Genomic DNA, 20125 nt, shown 5'->3' on the forward strand with positions numbered 1-20125 from the left:
CCGCCCCCGGATGGTAGTCCGGGTGGTGGTGGTCGTGCCGGTGGTGGCGAGCGGCTTGGCCATGGGGGTCAGATAGTGGCTTGGTCGCAGTCTGTCACGTGCAACTTGATTCGATGATGATCTCGGGCCGCGACGAGCGGGTTCCCTCGCCCTAGTTCTTCCCCCAGCCGCCGTCGGCGTGGGTCTCGCTGAAGTCGGGGCCCTTGCTCGGCTTGGCGGTGGCGGTGGTGGGCGACGAACCGTAGCCGGAACCGTAGCCCGAGCCGTATTCATAGTTCGGATCGGGCGCCATGCGCTCCATCTCGTTGGCGACGTTCTCGTGCAGCGACTGCTGCATGTTCATCAGCGCACCCGGATCGGCGGCGATCTTCGCTGCCAGCTTGGCCTGCAGGCGGGTCGCGTCGAAGGCGCGGCCGTCGAGCACGGAATCGACCTTCTCCTCCATCGCGATCCGGGCGATGTCGTTGAGGAGGGGGTCTTCCTCCATCCCCATCATCCCCTCGCCCTTGGCGAACTGGAAGTCGACGCTCACCCGGGTGCCGGTCGATTCGGGTGCGAGGTGGGCGCGGACATCCGCGACGCGCTCGGGGCCGGCCATAAGGTCCCAGCGCAGCAGCTTGGGCCCGCGGCTGCGTAGCACCAGCGCGATCGAGGGGTCGCCGGAGGCCATCCCGAGCTCGGAGCCGAAATTGAGCCCCGCCAGCCGAGCCTCCACGGCGGAGGGCGCCATCGCGTAATACTCGCCGCCGTCGAAGGCCCCCGCGAGATAGGCACCGCCACCCAGGAGGGACGCGCCACCGGCCAGCATCATCATCCGCATCTGCAACCTCCCCGCAATCGAGAAGGGCAGGTTCTATCGCGGATAACTTAATAACTTATCGCCGAAATCCGCCGTCACACCGTCAGCTTGCCGCTGCCCTTCTCGGTGGTGATCCGCTTCGTCCCCGCCAGCCGGGTCGAGCGCTGCCTGATGCCCTCGACGAAGCGGTATTCGGTGGTCGCGCGCGCCGGGGTCAGCTCGACCACCATGTAGCCGCGCTGGGCGGTGTCGGCCCACTTGAGCTGCGCGTTCTCCGCCACCAGCGCGGCGGCGAGATCCTGCGGCTTGACGAAGGAGAGGTAGCTCTCGAACCCCGGCGAGCTCACCGAGCAGACGCCCAGCTCGACCCCCACCGCATCGCCGTCGTGGGCGAGTTCGAAGCCCCAGGCGTTGTGGGTGTCGCCCGCCAGCACGAAGAGGTTCGCATCGGCCTTCAGCGCGGCCTCGAACACGCGGGCGCGGGCGGCGGGGTAGCCGTCCCATGCATCCATGTTCGAGGGCAGCCCGGCCTGGCTCGCCGCGGCGGCCGCATCGAGGCGTCGGCGCACGAAATCGGGAAGCCCCGCGCCGATCTGGTCGGCGAAGGCCTTGGGCGTCCGCAGGTTGCCGATCAGCACCTGCTGCACCAGCACCTGCCAGTGGGTGCCCTTCGCGGTCGATGCGGCGAGCGCCTCGCCCAGCCACTTCTCCTGCCGCTCGCCTAGCAGCTGGCGGTCGGCGGCGGACCATTCGCCGTCGCGGAATGTCGCCAGCGCCGCCATCAGCGCCTGCGGGTCCCTGTTCCCGGCCATGATCTTCTCGAGGCTGAGCTGCTGGTCACGGCCCTCGAGGCGGGTGTCGATCCGCAGCAGGGTGGCGAGCTGGCCGACCTGGTAGGCGGCATAGGGCTCGTCGGAGACCGGCATCCATTCGCGATAGGCCTTCTTGGCGGCGGCCTTGCGCACCGCCCAATCGCCCTCGGTGTCGCTCTGGTGGTTCTGCGCCCCGTCCTTCCACGAATCGTTGGCGGTCTCGTGATCGTCCCACACCGCCACCATCGGCATCACCTGATGGAGCCGCTGGAGATCGGGGTCGGCGCGGTAGGTCGCGTAGCGCAGGCGGTAATCGGTTAGCGCGACGATCTCGGTCGAGGGCTGGAGCACGCGTTCGGCCACGCCCTTGCCGGCATCGGGATAGGTGCCCGCGCCATATTCGTAGATGTAGTCGCCGAGGTGCACCGCGAGGTCGGCATCGTTCGCCTCGACCGCATGGCCATAGGCGCTGAACCAGCCGAAGCCGAAATTCGAGCACGAGAACACCGCCAGCCGGAACTGCGCCGCGGAGTCATCGGGCAGGGTCCGGGTGCGGCCCACGGGGGACCTGGTGCCGTCGGGGGCGATGAAGCGGTAGAAATACCAGCGACCCGGCATCAGCCCGTCGGCCCAGGTCTTGACGCAGTAATCGCTGTCGGGGCCGGCGGCATTGCCGGTGCTGCCCTCGGCGGCGAGTTTCGCGAAGTCCTCGGTCTCGCTCATTTCCCAGGCGAGGTAGGCCGGCTTGTCCGAGACATAGCGGGTCCACAGCATCACCTTGTCCGTCCCCGGCTCGCCGCTCGCGACATTGTGGGTGAAGCCGGTGCCGAAGCCCGTCGCGGCCGCAGGCGCGGCGGCGGCAGCGGCCGATGCCCCCGCGAGGGTGAACAGGCTGCGGCGGGTGAGGGCCGTGGGCGAGGGTGCCGGCTGGGCGGCGGCGGTGTCGGTCTTGAACATGGTGCGGCGCGTAATCCTCTCCCGTTGCGCTCCCGTGACAATGCTTGCCCTTGGCGCCTTGCGCAAGGCATGGAGAGGGCATGACCGCCATCATGCACCACACCCTCTACGACGGGCGCCGCATCGCCTTCCGTTTGACGCCCGGAGCAGGCCCCTGCCTCGTCTTCCTGCCCGGCTACATGAGCGACATGAGCGGCGGCAAGGCGACCGCCTTGTTCGCCGAGGCAGAGGCGCGGGGCCGCGCCTGCCTGCTGCTCGACTATTCGGGCTGCGGGCAATCCGGCGGCGACTTCGCCGAGGGGATGCTCTCGAAATGGCGCGACGAGGTGCTGGCGCTGGTCGAAAGCTATGTGGCGGGGCCGGTGCTGCTGGTCGGCTCGTCGATGGGCGGCTGGCTGATGCTGCTGGTGGCCGAGCACCTCAAGCACCGCCTCGCCGGCCTGGTGGGCATCGCGCCCGCGCCCGATTTCACCCGTTGGGGCTATTCCGAGGCGCAGCGCGCCGCGCTCGCGGCGGGGGAGACGATCTACGAGGACAACCCCTACGGTCCCGAGCCGACGCCGACCCATCCCGGCTTCTTTGCCGATGCCGAATGCCACCTCAGGCTGGACGGCGCGATCGGCATCGCCTGTCCGGTACGGCTGCTCCACGGCAAGCAGGACGCCGACGTGCCGTGGGAAATCTCGCTGCGGCTCAAGGATGCGCTCGCGTCGGCTGAGGTTCAGGTGACGCTGGTAGAAGACGGCGATCACCGCCTGTCGCGCCCCGGCGACATCGATCGTCTCAAGGCCATCGTGGCCGAATTCTACGGATAGCGCCCCTTGTCGATCCTCCTTGCCCTGCTCCTGCAAGTCGGCCCCAACCCGCTTGGCGGGGCGATGCCGGGAGACGAACTGGTGCGCGACCGGCCGCCGCGGCCCGAAGCCCGTGCGCAGGCCGAGCCGGGCGCGACCAGCCTGTGGCTCGAAGGCTGCCTCGCCCAGCTCGACGAGGACCCGGCGCGCGCCCACGCAATGGCGCAGATCCGCCGCAGCGAGACCGACGGCACCGAACGGGTGCTCGCCAACCACTGCCTCGGCATGGCGGCCGCCGAGCTGGCGCTGTGGGACGACGCGCGCGCCGCCTTCGCCGCCGCGCGGGGCGAGACGCCCGAAGACGACACCCGCGCCCGCGCCCGCTTCGCGGCGATGGCGGGCAACGCCGCGCTGGCAGGCGGCGATCCCGCCGGCGCGGTCGACCTGCTGCTGCTCGCCGAGCGCGATGCCCGCGCGGCCGGCGCCGCCCCGCTCGAGGCGATCGCCGCTACCGACCGCGCCCGCGCTCTGGTGCGGCTGGGCCGGGACACGGAAGCTCTCGCCGCGCTCGAATCCGCCGCCGGTCTCGCGCCGAACAGTGCCGAGGTGTGGCTGCTAAAGGCGACCCTGCTGCGCCGGATGGACCGCCTGCCCGAAGCGCAGTCCGCGATCGAACAGGCCGCCGGGCTCGCCCCGGGCGCGGGCGGGATCGGGCCGCAGGTCGCGCTCGAGGCGGGGGTGGTCGCGATGCTCGCCGGACGCGAGGATGCCGCGCGCCGGAGCTGGCAGTCGGTGATCGACCTCGCCCCCGGCAGCGCCTTCGCCGCCACCGCGACGGACTATCTTGCGCAGCTCGGGCAAGCGGGCGAGAGTGCCCCCGCGACGGGAGAGGAGCCGCAGCCATGACCCGATTTTCCGTGCTCGATCTCGTGCCGGTGCGCGAGGGCGGGACGCTCAGCGAAGCCTTCGCCGCCACCGCCGATCTCGCCCGCGCCGCCGAAAGCCTCGGATGCGACCGGTTCTGGGTCGCCGAACATCACGCGATGGACGGGATAGCCGGCGGGGCGACCTCGGTGGTGCTCGCCCACATCGGCAACGCCACCACCCGCATCCGCATCGGATCGGGCGGGATCATGCTGCCGAACCACACCCCGTTCCAGATCGCGGAGCAGTTCGGCACACTGGACGCGCTGTTCCCGGGGCGGATCGACCTCGGGCTGGGCCGCGCGCCGGGGGCAGGGCCGGAATTGCAGCGCGCGCTTCGCAAGAACTTGCACCAGGCCGCCGAATACTTCCCGCAGGACGTGGTCGAGCTGCGTGCGCTGCTGACGGGGGACTACGACCTGCCGATCGCCGCCACCCCCGGTCTCGGCGCCAAGGTCGAGCTGTGGATGCTCGGATCGAGCCTGTTCGGAGCGCAGCTCGCCGCCAAGCTCGGCCTGCCCTATGCCTTCGCCGCGCACTTCGCGCCCGATCACCTCGATGCCGCGCTTGCCGTCTACCGCCGCGACTTCCAGCCCTCCGAGGCGCTGGACCGCCCGCACGTGATGGTCGCGATGAACGTCTTTGCCGCCGACACCGAAGCCGAGGCGCGGCTGATCGCCTCCTCGCAGCAACAGAGCTTCGTGCGGCTGCGCTCGGGCAACCCCGGCAAGCTGCCGCCTCCGGTGCAGGGCTACGCCGAGACGCTGCCCGCCGCCGCGCAGGCGATGCTCGCCCATCACGGACAGGCCGCCGCCGTCGGCACGCCGGCGCAGGTGCGCGAGGGCATCGCCGCCTTCGTGCAGCGCACCGGCGCGGACGAGATCATGCTCTGCGGCGCGACCTATGATCCGGAGGCGCGCATCCGCAGTCTCGAACTGACGATGGAAGCCTGCCAGACCGTTCCGGCAGTCTGAGCGATCATCGCGCTTGCCTTGCCCGGGGGGAAAGGCGTATCGCGAGCAAACACGATAACAACAATCCGGCATAATAAAATTACCACGGGACGAGGCCGGACACGCAGGACGAGCAGGAGCCGAAGATGGGGTCGAAAACCGCCGCCACCGCGCCGGTCAAGGGTGGAAACCGTTCTCTGATCAAGGGGTTGCGCGCCGCGCTTGAAGCCTCGATGCTGCCCGGCGACGCGCCGGTCGACAAGTCCGCGCTCGACGAGGCCGCCGCCTGGCTGCTCTCCGCCGCCGCCATCCGCGCCCCGGGCGAGCCACTCGTCCAGATCGAATCCGCCAGCGCCGGACGCCGCCACCTGCGCATCGCCATCGTCAACGACGATCAGCCCTTCCTCGTCGATTCGGTCGCTGCCGCCATCGCGGCGCAGGGGCTGACCATCGACCGGCTGCTGCACCCCGTGGTCCCGGTCGAGCGCGATGCCGAGGGCGTGATCATTGCGCTCGGGAAGGGCGGAGCGCGCGAATCGCTGATCTATATCGAGACCCCGCGCGCCGATGCCCGCCAGCGCCGCGACCTCGTCGAGGCGCTGCGCACGACGCTCGGCGATGTCCATGCGGCGGTCGCCGACTGGCCGGCGATGCAGGCGGCGATGGCCGCCGATGCCGGGCGCGTCGGCGCGCTCGATGCCGAGGCGGGCGCGCTGCTGGCGTGGCTGGGGGGCGGGATGCTGACCCAGCTTGGCCACATGACTCGTCGCCGCGACGGCTCCTCGACCGAGCGGCTCGGCATCTGCCGCGCCTCGGCGCAGGAACTGCTCGCCGAGGTGTCCTACGAACGCGCCTTCGAATGGTTCGACCGGCAGGAGGCCGAGGGCACGCCCCGCGCCCTGCTGGCGATCAAGTCCAACGTCCAGGCCCGCGTCCACCGCGCCAGCCCGCTCGACCTGTTCATCGTGCCGCTCCGCGAAGAAGGGCGCATCGCCGCGCTGTCGATCCACGCCGGCCTGTGGACCAGCGCCGCGATGAACGAGCGCCCGGGCGAAGTGCCGGTGCTGCGCGCCATGGTGCAGGACATCACCACGCGTCTCGGCTTCGATCCGGCCGGCCACAACGGCAAGGCGCTGGTGCACGCCTTCACCTCGCTGCCCAACGACCTGCTCACCGCCTTCGATCCGGTTCGCGTGGCCGATCTCGTGACCGCCAAGATGGCGCTGATCGATCGTCCGCGCCCGCGCCTCATCATGGTGCCCGCGATCCTCGAGCGGCACGTCTTCGCCTTCGTCTGGCTGCCGCGCGACCAGCTTTCGACCGATGTGCGCCTGCAGATCCAGGCGATGCTGCTGGGAACGCCCGGAGCGGCGCTGCTCGACTGGAGCCTCGAGGTGGAAAGCAGCACGCTCGCGCTGCTGCGCTTCCTCATCGACGTGCGCGGCTGCCCCGACCTGCCCGACGAGGCGGCGATCGAGGCGCAGCTGGTCGATCTGCTGCGCGGCTGGAACGAGGCGGTGGCGACCCACCTCGCCGCGCACGAGGACGAAGGGCGCGCCGCCGCGCTCGCGAGCCGCTATGCCCCGGCCTTCCCGACCGGCTACCGCGTCACCTACGGCCCGCAGGAGGCCGCGCTCGACATCGCCAAGCTGCGCGGCCTGGCGATGGGCGAGGGCGAGACCGCGCGTGCCGTGCGGCTCTACCGGATGAACGCCGACGGGCCCGACCGGCTGCGGCTCAAGGTCTATCTCACCCGCGGCGCGCTGGCGCTGTCGGATGCGGTGCCGGCGCTCGAGAATTTCGGCTTCCGGGTGCTCGCCGAGGTGCCGACCTTCCTCACCGATGCCTCGCTCGGGTCGATCCACGATTTCCTGCTGACGCTGCCCGCCGGCCGCGATGCGTCGGCGCTGCTCGATCGCACCGCGCTGATCGAGGGGGCGATCGCCGACGTGCTCAACGCCGCGGCGGAGGACGATCCCTTCAACCGGCTGGTGCCCGCCGCCGGGCTGCTCCCGCGCGAGGCCAACTGGCTGCGCGCGATTTACCGCTACCTGCGCCAGACCGGGGTGAGCTACACCATCTACACCGTCGTCGATGCCCTCGCCGGTGCGCCGCAGGTGACCCGCGCGATGATCGCGCTGTTCGAGGCGCGCCACGATCCGGCCTTCGCGGGCGACCGGGATGCGGCGCTGGCCGAGGCCCAGAGCGCCTTCCGCCGCGGCCTCGCCAAGGTCACCGCGATCAATGACGACCGCCTGCTGCGCCTCTACCGCGCGGTGATGGGCGCGGTGCTGCGCACCAACGCCTTCTCGCCGGCGGCCGCCGAGGCGCTCGCCTTCAAGCTCGATTCGGACCTTGTTCCGGGCCTGCCCAAGCCCGTTCCGTGGCGCGAGATCTTCGTCTATTCGGCGCGCGTCGAGGGCATCCACCTGCGCTCGGGCGCGGTGGCGCGCGGGGGCCTCAGGTGGTCCGACCGGCGCGATGATTTCCGTACCGAGATCCTCGGCCTGATGAAGGCCCAGCGGGTCAAGAACGCGGTGATCGTGCCCACGGGCGCCAAGGGCGGGTTCTATCCCAAGCAGCTCCCTTCGCCCGCGCTCGACCGCGAGGGGTGGGCCGCGGAGGGCCGCGCCGCCTACGAGATCTTCATCCGCACCCTGCTGTCGGTCACCGACAACATCGCCGACGGGCGCGTGGTGCACCCGGAGAGCGTGCAGGTGCTCGACGGGGAGGACCCCTATTTCGTGGTCGCCGCCGACAAGGGCACCGCGACCTTCTCCGATATCGCCAACGGCATCGCGCAGGGCCGCGATTTCTGGCTGGATGACGCCTTCGCCAGCGGCGGCTCGAACGGCTACGACCACAAGGCGATGGGCATCACCGCGCGTGGGGCCTGGGTGAGCGTCCAGCGCCACTTCCGCGAGATGGGGATCGACGTCCAGAAGGACTCGATCACCGTCGCGGGCTGCGGCGACATGTCGGGCGACGTTTTCGGCAACGGGATGCTGCTGTCGAAGGCGCTGAAGCTCGTCGCCGCCTTCGATCACCGCCATATCTTCATCGACCCCTCGCCCGATCCGCTCGCCAGCTGGAAGGAGCGCAAGCGGATGTTCGAGCTGCCGCGCTCGAGCTGGGAGGATTACGACAAGACGCTGATCTCCAAGGGCGGCGGCGTGTTCCCGCGCTCGGCCAAGGTGATCAAGCTGTCGAAGCAGGCGCGCGACGTGCTCGGCCTCGACGTCAAGGAGATCGAGCCCGAGGCGCTGATCAGCGCGATCCTGCGGGCGCCGGTGGACCTGCTGTGGTTCGGCGGCATCGGCACCTATGTGAAGGCCGGCCACGAGAACCACCTCCAGGTCGGCGATCCGGCCAACGACGCGCTGCGCGTCAATGCCGACGAGGTCCGCGCGCGGGTGATCGGCGAAGGCGCCAACCTCGGCGTCACCCAGGCCGGGCGGATCGCCTTCTCGCTCGGGGGCGGGCGGATCAACACCGACTTCATCGACAACTCCGCCGGGGTCGACTGCTCGGACAACGAGGTCAACATCAAGATCGCGCTGGCCGCCGCCACGGCCTCGGGCAAGCTCACCGAGAAGAAGCGCAACACGCTGCTCGCCGCGATGACCGACGAGGTCGCCGCGCTGGTGCTCGAGGACAACCGGCTCCAGGCGCTCGCCCTGTCGGTGGCCGAAATCGGCGGGCCGGGGGCGACCGCGTCCTATGTCCGCCTGATCGAGCGTCTGGAGGAGGTCAGCGATTTCGACCGCCGCACCGAGGGGCTGGCCGACGGCGAGACCCTCGCCCGCCGCGCCGCCGACGGGCAGGGCTTGACCCGCCCCGAACTGGCGGTGCTGCTGTCCTCGGCCAAGCTCGCGCTGCAGGACGCGATCGAGGCGAGCGGGCTGCCCGACGATCCGGTGCTCGAACCGGTGCTGCTCGCGCGCTTCCCCTCGGCGATGCGCAAGACCTACGCCGCCGAGATCAAGGGCCACCGGCTGCGGCGCGAGATGATCGCGACGAGCCTATCCAACCGCATCGTCAACCGGCTCGGCATGGTCCATCCCTTCGAACTCGCCGAGGAGGAAGGCGTGGGCCTCGCCGAGGTCGCGGCCGCCTTCGTGGTGGCAGAGCGCCTGTTCGGGCTCGAGCCGCTGTGGCGCGCTCTCGAGGAGGCCGCCATGCCGGAAGCCGTCCGACTCGCGCTGTTCGACCGGCTGGCGGCGGCGGTCGGCAACCTGATAAGCGACGTGCTGCGCACGGCTGCGGGCTCGATCGCGGCTGGGGCGATGATCGGCGATCTGGCCGAGGGTGTAGCCATGCTGGTCGGCGCGCGCGAGGAGCTGCTCACCGCGGAGCCGCGCGCCCGCTCGCAGGCGCTCCAGCACGACTTCGTCGCGGCCGGTGCCTCTGAGGCGCTCGCGGCGCAGGTTGCGGGCCTGTTCGATTTCGACGGCGCGGTGGGCCTTGCCCAGGCCGCGCGCGCGACGGGAATCGACGCCAAGCTGCTCACCCATGCCTTCACCGACATCGGCACCCGGCTGGGGCTCGACTGGGCGCAGGGCACGGCGGCGCACATGAGCCCGTCGGACGTGTGGGAGCGGCTGCTGGTCTCTGGCCTCGCGCGCGATTTCCAGCACATGCGGATCGAGTTCCTGCGGCGGCTGATGCGCAGCAAGGCCGGCAAGGACGATCCGCGCGGCGCGGTCGACGCCTGGGCCGAGCGCAATGCCGCGGGCGTGGCGCAGTTCCGCGCGATGATCGCCCGGGCGCAGGCGCGCCCGCCGGTCGGCGCGGCGATGCTCGCCCAGATCGCCAGCCAGGCGAGGAACCTGCTGGAGCGGTGAATTGCGGCCGCGCCTATGCGCGGCGCAGACCTCCCGCCCCACCTCCCCGCCCGGCCACCAATGGTACCACTATGTTATGGTGGCCGGGCGGGGAGGCGGGGCGGGCGGTCCGACACACAAACGCTACCTTGACCCTCCGGCAATTTGCGCCACATCAAGGGCCGCATTGAGCCGGAGGGGCATAGGCAGAGCATGGCATCCAACCACCAGCACGCCGACGTGGTGATCGTCGGCACCGGGCACGGCGGGGCCCAGGCGGCGATCGCCCTGCGCCAGCACGGGCACGAGGGCACGATCCTGATGATCGGGCGCGACGATGCGCCGCCCTACGAACGCCCGCCGCTTTCCAAGGAATATCTCGCCGGGGACAAGGGCTTCGAGCGGATCATGATCCGGCCCGAGAAGTTCTGGGCGGAGAAGGACATCGGCCTCAGGCTCGGCGCGGCGGTGACCGCGATCGACCCGCAGGCGCACCGCCTGACCCTCTCGGACGGGGGGCAGGTGACCTATCGCAAGCTGATCTGGTCGGGCGGCGGCGATCCGCGCCGCCTGCCGGTGCCGGGCGCGGTGCTGCCGGGCGTCTTCTACGTGCGCGACAAGTCCGATGCCGACGCGATGATGCAGGCCCTCGCCGACGGAGCGAAGCGCGCCGTGGTGATCGGTGGCGGCTATATCGGGCTCGAGGCGGCCGCGGTGCTCAGGAAACTCGGCAGCGAGGTGGTGCTGGTCGAGATGCTCCCCCGCCTGCTCGCGCGGGTGGCGGGCGAGGAATTGTCCGCCTTCTATGCGCAGGAACACCGCCGGCAGGGCGTCGACGTGCGCCTCTCGACCGGGGTCAACGCAGTGCTGGGCGACGACCGCGTGACCGGCGTCCGGCTGGACAGCGGCGAGGAAGTGCCCTGTGACATGGTGGTGGTCGGCATCGGCATCGTGCCCGCCGTCGCCCCGCTGATCGCGGCAGGGGCAGCCGGCTCGAACGGGGTGGACGTCGATTTCTGCTGCCGCACCACCCTCGATGACATCTACGCCATCGGCGACTGCGCCGCCCACGCCAACCCTTTCGCGGACAATGCCGTGATCCGGCTCGAATCCGTGCAGAACGCGCATGACATGGCGAACACCGTGGCGAAGGCGATCATGGGCGAGAAGGAGCCCTATCACGCGCTTCCGTGGTTCTGGTCGAACCAGTACGACCTCAAGCTCCAGACGGCAGGCCTCAGCCTCGGCTTCGATGCTACCGTGCTGCGCGGCGATCCGGCGGACCGCAAGTTCACCGTCGTCTACCTCAAGGCCGGGGTGCCGATCGCCTTCGACTGCGTGGGCACGATGAAGGACTATGTGCAGGCGCGGAAGCTGCTCGAGAGCGGGGCCGGCAAGATCGATCCCGCGCTGCTGGCCGATCCCGAGGTGGCGCTGAAGGACCTTATCTGAGCCGCGCCAGCGCCCATTCCGCTGCCTCGGCCACGACCGGATCGGGGTCTTGCGTCAGCAACTCCACCTGCGCCGCCAGCGCCCGGTTCCCGCTGTTCCCCGCCGCATAGAGGCAGTTGCGGATGAACCGGTCGCGCCCGATGCGCTTGATCGGCGAACCGGAGAACAGCGCCCGGAACCCCGCATCGTCCAATGCCAGCAGCTCGCCGAGCCGCGGGGCGACCAGTTCGGCGCGGGGGAGGAACTCCTGCATCGCCTGGGCGGCGGAGGCGAACTTGTTCCACGGGCACACCGCGAGGCAATCGTCGCAGCCATAGATGCGGTTGCCGAGCGCCTCGCGGAATTCCTCCGGAACCGGCCCTTTGTGCTCGATGGTGAGATAGGAAATGCAGCGCCGCGCATCGAGCCGGTAGGGCGCGGGGAAGGCGTTCGTCGGGCACGCGTCGAGGCAGGCGCGGCAGCTGCCGCACTGGTCGCGGTGCGGCTCGGCGGGCGCCAGATCCAAAGTCGTGTAGATCGCGCCGAGGAACAGCCAGCTCCCGTGGGTGGGGCTGACGAGGTTGGTGTGCTTGCCCTGCCAGCCGATCCCCGCCGCCTCGCCCAGCGGCTTTTCCATCACCGGCGCGGTGTCGACGAAGACCTTCACTTGCGATCCCGGCACCTCGTCCACGAGCCAGCGGGCAAGCGCCTTCAGCCGCTTCTTCACCACATCGTGATAGTCGCGGCCCTGCGCGTAAACCGAGATGCGGGCGTGCTCCGCCGACCCTTCGAGCGCCAGCGGATCGGCCGCCGGGGCATAGCTCATGCCGAGCGCGATCACGCTCTTCGCCTCGGGCCACAGCCCCTGCGGCGAGCGGCGGTGCGCAAGGCGCGTCTCCATCCACTCCATCGAGCCGTGGTGCCCCTCGCCCAGCCATTCCTCCAGCCGGGCGGCGCGCAACGGGTCCTCGCCCGCGCCCGCGATCCCGCAGGCCGCGAAGCCAGTGGCGAGCGCCCGCTCCTGCACCCGGAGGGCAAGGCTTGCGGGGGCATTAACCATGTTCGGAAGGGCCTCCGTTTAATCCTGACGGCTAACCGCCTATGTCATGGACATGGCGGTAAGCGAACACACCCTTTCGGGCAATCACGCGGGTGGCTTCAGCGCCGTGCCCGCCGACGCGCGTCCCCTCGCGATCGAGGCGCGCGGGCTGGTCAAGAGCTTCGACGGCACGCGCGCGGTCGACGGGGTGGACATCGCCGTGCCCGAGGGCGCGATCTACGGCATCCTCGGCCCCAACGGCGCGGGCAAGACCACGACCTTGCGGATGCTGCTCGGCATCATCGACCCGGACGAGGGCGTGCGCCGCGTCTTCGGTCATGACCGCCCCCACGATATCGGCCGGCTGATCGGTTACCTCCCCGAAGAGCGCGGCCTCTACCCCGCGATGAAATGCGTCGAGGCGATCGCCTTCATGGGCGCGCTGCGGGGCCTGCCCCTGAAGGAGGGCCGCGCGCGAGCGGTGGAACTGCTCGAACGCCACGGCCTCGGTCACGCCGCCGACCGCCAGATCCGCCAGCTTTCCAAGGGCATGGCGCAGACCGTCCAGCTGCTCGGCACGCTGGTGCACAATCCCCGGCTGGTGGTGCTCGACGAGCCCTTCTCGGGCCTCGACGCGATCAACCAGGGCAAGCTCGAGATGATGATCCGCGCGCTGGCGGATGACGGGGTGACGGTGATCTTCTCCACCCACGTCATTCACCATGCCGAGCGCCTGTGCGAGGGCGTCGCGATCATCGCCGGGGGCAAGGTGCCCTATGCCGGTTCGGTCGAGGCGGCGCGCGACCGGATCCCGGCGCAGGTCCGGCTCGAGACCCGGGCGCGCGAGGGGGCATGGATGGCCGCCCTGCCGCCCGAGACCCGCCGCAACGGCGATTTCTTCCACTTTCCGCTGCCCGAAACCGGCATCGAGCCGCTGCTCAAGAGCCTGATCGAAGGCGAGGCGGGGATCCTCTCCCTGTCGATCGAGCGCGCCGGGCTGCACGATGCCTTCGTCGCCATCGCGGGCGAGGCCGCGGCGCGCCAGCTTCAGGCCGACAACGAAGGGGACCGCGCATGAGCGAGCACACCCGTTCGCGCCTCTCGGCTCTCGAGGCCGCTTGGGTGATCGCCCGGCGCGATTTCGTGGCGGTGCTGTTCAGCCGCGCCTTCCTGTTCTTCCTGCTCGGCCCGCTGTTCCCGGTGATCGTCGGCGGGCTCGCCGGCAGCATCGGCGGCGAGGTGCAGCGCGAGGCAGTCAGCATCGAGGTGGGGCTCGCCATGAGCCAGCAGGACAACGCCGCGATGATCGCCACCGCCGAGCGGCTCTCCCCGCAGCTCGGCCGGGCGCTCCCCTTGCTGGAGCAGGTGCCCGAGGCCGCGCAGGGCGCTGCCTTCGACGCGCGCGGCTTCATGGAGGCGCGGCGCGGGAATTACGCGGCGATCGTCACCGGCACGCTCGCTGCGCCGCGGCTCGTCGGCACCGAAGGCCAGATCGCGCGCTGGGAAGGGCCCGTCGGCCTGATCGCCGGCCATGCCCTCGCCGCCGAGCCCGCCAGCTTCCCCGCCGTCGCCACCGAGGCGGTCGCCACCAGCGCCGCATCGGAACGCACCACCCGCATCCAGACCGCGCAGATCGCGCAGATGCTGCTGTTCCTGCTGACGATGCTGCTGGCGGGCATGGTGCTCTCCAACCTCGTCGAGGAGAAGGGGAACAAGATCATCGAGATCCTCGCCGCGGCGATCCCGATGGACGCGGTGTTCATGGGCAAGCTCTTCGCCATGCTGGCGGTGTCCTTTGTCGGCATCGCGGTGTGGGGCCTTGCTGCCTTCGGGCTGTGGACGGCCGGCGGCGATGCGATCACGCAGGTGACGGGCTTCGACCCCGCCAACCTCCCCGCCCCCGCCGTCGGCTGGCCGCTGTTCGTGGTCCTGGGCGTCGTCTATTTCGCGATGGCCTATCTGCTGCTCGGCGCGTTGTTCCTCACCATCGGCTCGATGGCGACCTCGGTGCGCGAGGTGCAGACGCTGTCGATGCCGGTCACCATGCTCCAGCTGATGGTGTTCTTCCTTGCCGCCTACACGATCAAGCAGCCGGGTTCCGCGCTGGAGATGGCGGCCATCGCTTTCCCGCTGTCCTCGCCCTTCGCGATGCTGGCGCGGGCGGCGATGGAGCCCGCCCTGTGGACCCACGCGCTGGCGCTCGCCTGGCAGGCCGTTGCCGTGCTGGTGCTGGTGAAGGGCGGATCGCTGCTGTTCCGCAAGCGGGTGATGAAATCGGGCGGCGCGGGCCGCGACAAGAGCCGCAAGGGGCGTCTTGCCGCGTGATCGGTTCCGAATCGAAACCGATATTGACATTGCTGTAAGTTGCGTCAGACTACGACTCGTACGGAGCGGCCCCATCAAGAGGCCGCCTGACGGGAGACAGACATGGCCACGATTGCCCCCCCGACGCCCGGGATCCAGCGCCCGCAGGTGCGCCGCGAGCCTTCCTCCTACGAGGCGCTCAAGGCCCATTTCGCCGCCCACCCGGAAGAGCGCCTCCAGCACACCCACCCGTGGGATGTGAGCCGCTCGGACATCTATTTCGAGGACCGCTGGCAGCCCGTCTTCGCCGAGATGCGCGCCGCGGGCCAGCTCCACTGGATCCCCGACAGCCCCTTCGGCCCCTACTGGGCGGTCGTCGGCCACAAGGCGATCCAGCATATCGAGGCCCTGCCCGAGATCTTCTCGTCGAGCTGGGAGCATGGCGGCATCACCATCCTCAACCGCCTCAGCGAGGAGGAACTGGCCGCGCGTGACGGCGAGCGGCGCGAGCTGCCGATGTTCATCGCGATGGACCGCCCGCAGCACACCGGCCAGCGCCGCACCGTCGCGCCCAAGTTCACGCCCTCGGCGGTCACCGACATGGAAGCCGAAATCCGCCAGCGCACCGGCGAACTGCTCGATTCGCTGCCGCGCGGGCAGGTGTTCGACTGGGTCGACACGGTCTCGATCGAGCTGACCACCGGGATGCTCGCGATCCTTTTCGGCTTCCCCTGGGAAGACCGCCGCCTGCTCACCTTCTGGTCGGACTGGTCGGGCGACACCGAACTCGGCTCGATCCGCGCGCTCGACGATCTGCGCTGGAGCATCCTCCAGGAGATGGCGGCCTATTTCCAGTCGCTGTGGATCGAGCGCACGATGGACAAGGAGCCGGGCAGCGATCTCATCTCGATGATGATCCACTCGCCGGCGATGAACCAGATGAGCCCCGAGGAGTTCATGGGCAATCTGGTGCTGCTGATCGTCGGCGGCAACGACACCACCCGCAACACCATGAGCGGGATCATCCATGCGCTCGACAAGTTCCCCGACCAGCGCAAGCTGTTCGAGGAGCAGCCCGAGCTCATCCCCAACGCGGTGCAGGAATGCCTGCGGATGCAGACCCCGCTCGCCCACATGCGCCGCACCTGCACCGAGGACACCGAGGTCTTCGGCCAGCAGATCAAGGCGGGCGACAAGGTGGTGCTGTGGTACATCAGCGCCAACCGCGACGAGGAGGTGTTCGAGAACCCCGACAAGCTCGACATCACCCGCGAGAACGCCCGCCGCCACCTCGCCTTCGGCTACGGCATCCACCGCTGCGTGGGCGCGCGCCTCGCCGAACTCCAGCTGCGCGTGCTGCTCGAGGAGATGCACAAGCGCCGGATGCGCGTGCACGTCGCGGGCGATGTCGAGCGGGTGCGGGCGAACTTCGTCCACGGCTTCCGCAAGCTCGAGGTCGAGATCACGACTTTCTGAGCGGGGTGAAACCCGGGGCCGGTTTTCGACGTAAATGGGGGGCGGGGGCATTTCGCCCCCACCCACGGAGACACCCATGCGCCTGCCCCTTCTCAGCCGCCGCCGCCTGATGGCCGCCAGCGCCGGACTTGCCGGGATGCTGCCCTTCGTCAGCGCCTGCGGGGCGGCGCCTGCCGAGGCCAAGACCTTCCCCAAAGGCCGGAGCGAGGCGGAGTGGAAGAAGGTCCTCTCCCGCGAGCAGTTCTACGTGCTGCGCGAGGCGGGGACGGAACGCGCCTTCACCTCGCCGCTGAACAAGGAGAAGCGCAAGGGCACCTTCGTGTGCGCCGGCTGCGCGAACCCGCTCTATTCCTCCGCCACCAAATACGACAGCGGCACCGGCTGGCCGAGCTTCTGGCAGGCGATCGACAAGGGCGCGGTCGGCACCTCGACCGACTACCTGATCGGCTATCCCCGCACCGAGGTGCACTGCGCCGATTGCGGCGGGCATCTCGGGCACATCTTCGGGGACGGGCCCAAGCCCACCGGCAAGCGCCACTGCATCAACGGCGTGGCGCTGAAATTCGTGCCCGCCTAGCTGTCCGCGAGCAGCGCCGGGGCCTGGAGCAGCGCCGCCAGCCGCGCGAAATCGCCGAGGGTGAAGGTATCGTCGAACACCACGCCGTAATGCTGCTCGCGCCGCCAGCGCACCTTGGCGCGCACCTCGCGCGGCTTGCCGGAGAGGTCGGGCATGGCGAGCCGCACGGTCTGGTCGATCGCCAGCAGGCGGTCGCAGGTCAGGCGGGCACCCTGCTGCGAGAGGTTCTCCACCACCGCCTCGAAGCTGCCTGCCAGAACGTTGATCGTCACCGGGAAGCACAGGCCGAGCCTGAGGCCCCGCTTGGGGTATTCGCTCGATTCGTTGACGAGCCGTTCGACCTCGACCGCCTCGGTGAAGGTGAAGCCGGCTTCGTTGCCCTTCTCCCACACGCGGGAAATCTCGTAGACCGCGCCTGCGGGCATGTGCAACGCGAAGTCCTTGCAGCCCGGCAGGGCGTGGAAAAGGCGCACGCTCACGCCGGTTTCCGAAACGTCGCGGATCACGCAGACGAACTCGCCCTGTGCCGACACCAGCTTCGCCGCGCGGATCAGCAGCGTGAAGCGCGGCGCGGCGCGCTGTTCTGCGCCCGGCGTGTCGGGTGTCGGTTCAAGACGTGCGGTATGCGTCGCTGAATCCATGCCAATTGTCCCAACCCGTCAGCCCCTGGTCCTGGCACTGGCGAGACATGCACGGGGCAAGGCGGCCCCATGCTTCGGCTACGGCATGAAGGACAAGGCGTTAAGGCGAAGATAATGCGCGGCATCTTCTCGACGCATTCGCGTGCCCGGGGCATGCCCGGCGCCATGTACGGGCGGCGGGACTCGAACCCGCACGATCAAGGATCAGGGGATTTTAAGTCCCCGGCGTCTACCATTCCGCCACGCCCGCATGGCTCACGCCCTTGCCACAGATCATCGCGGTATGGCCAGAGCCAGGGCCGGGCGCTTGCCAGCGGGCCGCCCATGCCCCATCTCCAAGCCATTGCTGCAAGACAGGGACCGGCATGGCGGGCGAAGCATCAGACGCGCATTCGGTGGTGGCGACGATCCAGCCGGCGATCACGCTGCTGGGGCTCGGCATCGGGGCGGCGCTCGCCAGCCGGGCGCTGCGGCTGAACCCGATCGTCGGCTATCTCGGCCTCGGCCTCGGGCTCGCCAGCCTCGGGATGGCAGGCGAGTTCAGCGGCCCCGTGGTCGCCGCGATGGCCGAGGCGGGTGTGATGTTCCTGCTGTTCAACCTCGGGCTGCACTTCTCGCTCGGGCGGATCCGGGCCGAGGCGGGCAACATCTTCGGCTTCGGGGCGTTGCAGATGCTGGTCGCGGGCGGGGGCTTTGCCGCGCTGTTCTGGGCGCTCGGCCTGCCGCCGGCCTTCGCGGTGATCGCGGGCTTCGGCATGGGGCTTTCCTCCACCGCCGTCGTGATCGGCCTGATCCGCGAGCGCGGGCAGGAGGATTGCCCGGTGGGGCGCGCGGCACAATCGATCCTGATCTTCCAGGATATCGCCGCGATCCTGCTGCTGGTGACGGCAGGCGCGCTCGCGGGCGGCGGGGCGCTGGCCCCGGCGCTGGGTCTTGCGGGGGGCAAGGCGCTTGCCGCCTTCGCCATTGCCGTGCTCTTCGCCCGCTACCTGACCGAACCGCTGTTCGGCCTGATCGCCCGCGCTGGCACCACCGAGGTCTATACCGCCACGGCCCTGTTCATCGCGCTGGCGGCGGGCTGGGCGACGGGGATGGCGGGCCTGTCGCTGACTTTGGGTGCCTTCCTCGGCGGGATGGCGGTCGCCGATTCGCGCTATCGCATCCTCGTCCAGACCGAGATCGACGCCTTTCGCGGGCTGTTTCTCTCGTTCTTCTTCATCTCGGTCGGCCTGTCGATCGATCCGGCGCTGCTGGCGCAGGACTGGATGCTGGTGGTCGGGATGACGGCGGGCATGATCGCGCTCAAATGCGCCTTCAACGTCGGCGCTGGCCTGCTCAATCGCTGGTCGGTGCCGGGGTCGATCCAGCTGGGCTTCCTGCTCGGGCAGGGGAGCGAGTTCACGCTGGTGCTGCTGGCCCTGCCGGCGGTCGCGGGACTGGCCGAACCGCGGCTCGTCTCGGCGATGGTCACCGCGATCGCAATCAGCCTGGCGGTGACGCCGATGGTCTCGAATCTCGGCCGCAAGCTGGCCGGACGGCTGCGGCGGGGTCCGGCCGACATGAAGCTGGCGGGTGACGATGCGCCGGTGCTGATCATCGGCATGACATCGGCAGGTCGTGCGGTGGCCGATGCGCTGGCGTTCAACGATATCGGCTACCTCGCGCTCGAGGCCGATCACGACCGGTTCCAGATGGCGCTGGCCGACGGTTACCACGTCCACCGGGCGAATCCCGGCGATCCGCGCAGCTGGGACGCGATCGGGATCGACCGGCGGCGGGTGCTGGTGGTGGCGACCGGTGTGACCGACGTGTCGCGCGAGCTCACCCCGCTGGCGGCGCAGCGGATGCCGGACGTCGCGCGGATCATCGCCGTGCCCGGCCCCGAGGAGCTCGACGAGATGGCGGCGCTCGGCATGGTGCCGGTCGACATGAGCCTGAGCGGCGGGACCGAGCGCCTGACGGAGCTGGTCTTCACCGCGCTCGGCGAGGAACGCGCGCTGCCCGTCCCGGGCCTCGCACATGACGAACCGATGCCGCGCGCTGCGTAGTTTGTTTGCGAGGGCGCCTCCGCGCCCTCGTCCTCGGTGCCTTCCCTTCGCTGCGCTTCGGGGCACCTGCGGGCGCGGGTTCGCGCTTGCGGCCCGTCCGTTGGCGAGCCGAGGCAGCGCGGTTCTTGGTCTGATGCACTGATCCTGGTCGCAAAGCGGACGCGAGCGCACGCGCGCGAGCCGCAGGTGCCCAAGCCGGCAGGGCTTGGAACCGCACCGAGGAGGGGGGCGCGGAGGCGCCCCCTACTTATTCAGCCGCTCGCGGATTTCCTTGCCGGCCTTGAAGTAGGGCACGCGCTTCGACGGCACGTCGACCGTTTCCCCAGTGCGGGGGTTACGGCCGCTGCGCGCCTCGCGCTCGCGGGTCGAGAAGGCACCGAAACCGCGCAGCTCGACCCGGCCCCCCTCAGCCAGACGCTGTGCGATCTCGTCGAAAAAGATATCAACGACCTGCTCGATCTCGTCGGCGCGAAGGTCTGGATTGTCCTTGTGCAGTTCCTGCAGCAATTCGGATCTGATCATGGCGATCTCCCGACGCCCGTGACGG

The 20125-nt window shown here is 69.9% G+C and carries 15 protein-coding genes and 1 tRNA gene; 10 read left to right on the plus strand and 6 right to left on the minus strand.

Annotated elements, in window-relative coordinates; genetic code table 11:
* Positions 1 to 151: 151 nt before the first annotated feature.
* Together CBR61_RS02300 and CBR61_RS02305 are read right to left on the minus strand one after the other, a co-directional pair.
* Positions 152 to 820 carry a hypothetical protein gene (locus CBR61_RS02300; RefSeq protein WP_088912917.1) on the minus strand — a complete coding sequence of 223 codons (669 nt, stop codon included), beginning with the start codon at positions 818 to 820 and terminating at the stop codon, positions 152 to 154.
* A gap of 74 nt (positions 821 to 894) precedes the next feature.
* Positions 895 to 2568, minus strand: a complete 1674-nt coding sequence (locus tag CBR61_RS02305; RefSeq protein WP_088912918.1) for an alkaline phosphatase D family protein — start codon at positions 2566 to 2568, stop codon at positions 895 to 897.
* An 80-nt stretch (positions 2569 to 2648) separates the two neighbouring features.
* Here CBR61_RS02305 and CBR61_RS02310 point away from each other — a divergent pair, with 80 nt between their 5' ends.
* The 5 genes from CBR61_RS02310 to CBR61_RS02330 all read left to right on the plus strand — a co-directional run bounded on the left by CBR61_RS02310 (position 2649) and on the right by CBR61_RS02330 (position 11514).
* Positions 2649 to 3383 carry an alpha/beta fold hydrolase gene (locus CBR61_RS02310; RefSeq protein ID WP_088912919.1) on the plus strand — a complete coding sequence of 245 codons (735 nt, stop codon included), beginning with the start codon at positions 2649 to 2651 and terminating at the stop codon, positions 3381 to 3383.
* A gap of 6 nt (positions 3384 to 3389) precedes the next feature.
* On the plus strand, positions 3390 to 4268 hold the full coding sequence (locus tag CBR61_RS02315; protein WP_233996814.1) for a tetratricopeptide repeat protein: 879 nt from the start codon (positions 3390 to 3392) through the stop codon (positions 4266 to 4268).
* A complete protein-coding gene (locus tag CBR61_RS02320) occupies positions 4265 to 5260 on the plus strand; it encodes an LLM class flavin-dependent oxidoreductase (RefSeq protein WP_088912920.1) in 996 nt (331 codons plus the stop codon). Before CBR61_RS02315 ends, CBR61_RS02320 begins: the two co-directional genes overlap by 4 nt.
* Before the next feature lie 125 nt (positions 5261 to 5385).
* Entirely contained in the window at positions 5386 to 10083 is a 4698-nt protein-coding gene (locus CBR61_RS02325; RefSeq protein ID WP_088912921.1) for an NAD-glutamate dehydrogenase, read from the plus strand.
* A gap of 192 nt (positions 10084 to 10275) precedes the next feature.
* Positions 10276 to 11514, plus strand: coding sequence for an NAD(P)/FAD-dependent oxidoreductase (locus CBR61_RS02330; RefSeq protein ID WP_088912922.1), 1239 nt, complete (start codon positions 10276 to 10278; stop codon positions 11512 to 11514).
* Here the strand turns inward: CBR61_RS02330 and queG are convergent.
* A complete protein-coding gene (queG, locus tag CBR61_RS02335; protein ID WP_088912923.1) occupies positions 11507 to 12553 on the minus strand; it encodes a tRNA epoxyqueuosine(34) reductase QueG in 1047 nt (348 codons plus the stop codon). The genes CBR61_RS02330 and queG overlap by 8 nt on opposite strands.
* 46 nt (positions 12554 to 12599) lie before the next feature.
* Here queG and CBR61_RS02340 point away from each other — a divergent pair, with 46 nt between their 5' ends.
* From CBR61_RS02340 to msrB, 4 genes are all read left to right on the plus strand, one after another.
* Positions 12600 to 13610 (plus strand): ABC transporter ATP-binding protein, encoded by a 1011-nt coding sequence (locus tag CBR61_RS02340; RefSeq protein WP_088912924.1) that lies wholly within the window; start codon positions 12600 to 12602, stop codon positions 13608 to 13610.
* Complete coding sequence (locus CBR61_RS02345) at positions 13607 to 14857, plus strand: ABC transporter permease (RefSeq protein WP_088912925.1); 1251 nt, start codon at positions 13607 to 13609, stop codon at positions 14855 to 14857. Before CBR61_RS02340 ends, CBR61_RS02345 begins: the two co-directional genes overlap by 4 nt.
* A gap of 102 nt (positions 14858 to 14959) precedes the next feature.
* A complete protein-coding gene (locus CBR61_RS02350; RefSeq protein WP_088912926.1) occupies positions 14960 to 16312 on the plus strand; it encodes a cytochrome P450 in 1353 nt (450 codons plus the stop codon).
* A 76-nt stretch (positions 16313 to 16388) separates the two neighbouring features.
* Positions 16389 to 16889, plus strand: coding sequence for a peptide-methionine (R)-S-oxide reductase MsrB (msrB, locus tag CBR61_RS02355; protein ID WP_088912927.1), 501 nt, complete (start codon positions 16389 to 16391; stop codon positions 16887 to 16889).
* Here msrB and CBR61_RS02360 read toward each other — a convergent pair.
* Positions 16886 to 17530 carry a PilZ domain-containing protein gene (locus CBR61_RS02360; protein ID WP_088912928.1) on the minus strand — a complete coding sequence of 215 codons (645 nt, stop codon included), beginning with the start codon at positions 17528 to 17530 and terminating at the stop codon, positions 16886 to 16888. The two genes, msrB and CBR61_RS02360, sit on opposite strands and share 4 nt — an antisense overlap.
* 168 nt (positions 17531 to 17698) lie before the next feature.
* Positions 17699 to 17780 (minus strand) — tRNA-Leu (locus tag CBR61_RS02365).
* 115 nt (positions 17781 to 17895) lie between these two features.
* Between CBR61_RS02365 and CBR61_RS02370 the strand changes: the two genes are divergently transcribed.
* The gene (locus CBR61_RS02370; protein ID WP_088912929.1) at positions 17896 to 19578 is read left to right on the plus strand and encodes a cation:proton antiporter; all 1683 of its coding nucleotides are present in this window, start codon (positions 17896 to 17898) and stop codon (positions 19576 to 19578) included.
* 243 nt (positions 19579 to 19821) lie between these two features.
* Here the strand turns inward: CBR61_RS02370 and CBR61_RS02375 are convergent, their stop codons facing one another.
* Complete coding sequence (locus CBR61_RS02375) at positions 19822 to 20100, minus strand: integration host factor subunit beta (protein WP_073974563.1); 279 nt, start codon at positions 20098 to 20100, stop codon at positions 19822 to 19824.
* Between the last annotated feature and the right edge of the window lie 25 nt (positions 20101 to 20125).

Source organism: Porphyrobacter sp. CACIAM 03H1 (assembly GCF_002215495.1).
Taxonomy (GTDB): domain Bacteria; phylum Pseudomonadota; class Alphaproteobacteria; order Sphingomonadales; family Sphingomonadaceae; genus Erythrobacter.

Excerpts from the sequence above, each read along its gene's own strand:
- CBR61_RS02370 (WP_088912929.1), top strand. The coding sequence starts at position 17,896 with ATGGCGGGCGAAGCATCAGACGCGCATTCGGTGGTGGCGACGATCCAG.
- CBR61_RS02325 (WP_088912921.1), top strand. The coding sequence starts at position 5,386 with ATGGGGTCGAAAACCGCCGCCACCGCGCCGGTCAAGGGTGGAAACCGT.
- CBR61_RS02310 (WP_088912919.1), top strand. The coding sequence starts at position 2,649 with ATGACCGCCATCATGCACCACACCCTCTACGACGGGCGCCGCATCGCC.
- CBR61_RS02300 (WP_088912917.1), bottom strand. The coding sequence starts at position 820 with ATGCGGATGATGATGCTGGCCGGTGGCGCGTCCCTCCTGGGTGGCGGT.
- CBR61_RS02360 (WP_088912928.1), bottom strand. The coding sequence starts at position 17,530 with ATGGATTCAGCGACGCATACCGCACGTCTTGAACCGACACCCGACACG.
- CBR61_RS02320 (WP_088912920.1), top strand. The coding sequence starts at position 4,265 with ATGACCCGATTTTCCGTGCTCGATCTCGTGCCGGTGCGCGAGGGCGGG.
- CBR61_RS02345 (WP_088912925.1), top strand. The coding sequence starts at position 13,607 with ATGAGCGAGCACACCCGTTCGCGCCTCTCGGCTCTCGAGGCCGCTTGG.
- CBR61_RS02375 (WP_073974563.1), bottom strand. The coding sequence starts at position 20,100 with ATGATCAGATCCGAATTGCTGCAGGAACTGCACAAGGACAATCCAGAC.
- CBR61_RS02330 (WP_088912922.1), top strand. The coding sequence starts at position 10,276 with ATGGCATCCAACCACCAGCACGCCGACGTGGTGATCGTCGGCACCGGG.
- CBR61_RS02305 (WP_088912918.1), bottom strand. The coding sequence starts at position 2,568 with ATGTTCAAGACCGACACCGCCGCCGCCCAGCCGGCACCCTCGCCCACG.
- CBR61_RS02350 (WP_088912926.1), top strand. The coding sequence starts at position 14,960 with ATGGCCACGATTGCCCCCCCGACGCCCGGGATCCAGCGCCCGCAGGTG.
- queG (WP_088912923.1), bottom strand. The coding sequence starts at position 12,553 with ATGGTTAATGCCCCCGCAAGCCTTGCCCTCCGGGTGCAGGAGCGGGCG.
- CBR61_RS02340 (WP_088912924.1), top strand. The coding sequence starts at position 12,600 with ATGGACATGGCGGTAAGCGAACACACCCTTTCGGGCAATCACGCGGGT.
- msrB (WP_088912927.1), top strand. The coding sequence starts at position 16,389 with ATGCGCCTGCCCCTTCTCAGCCGCCGCCGCCTGATGGCCGCCAGCGCC.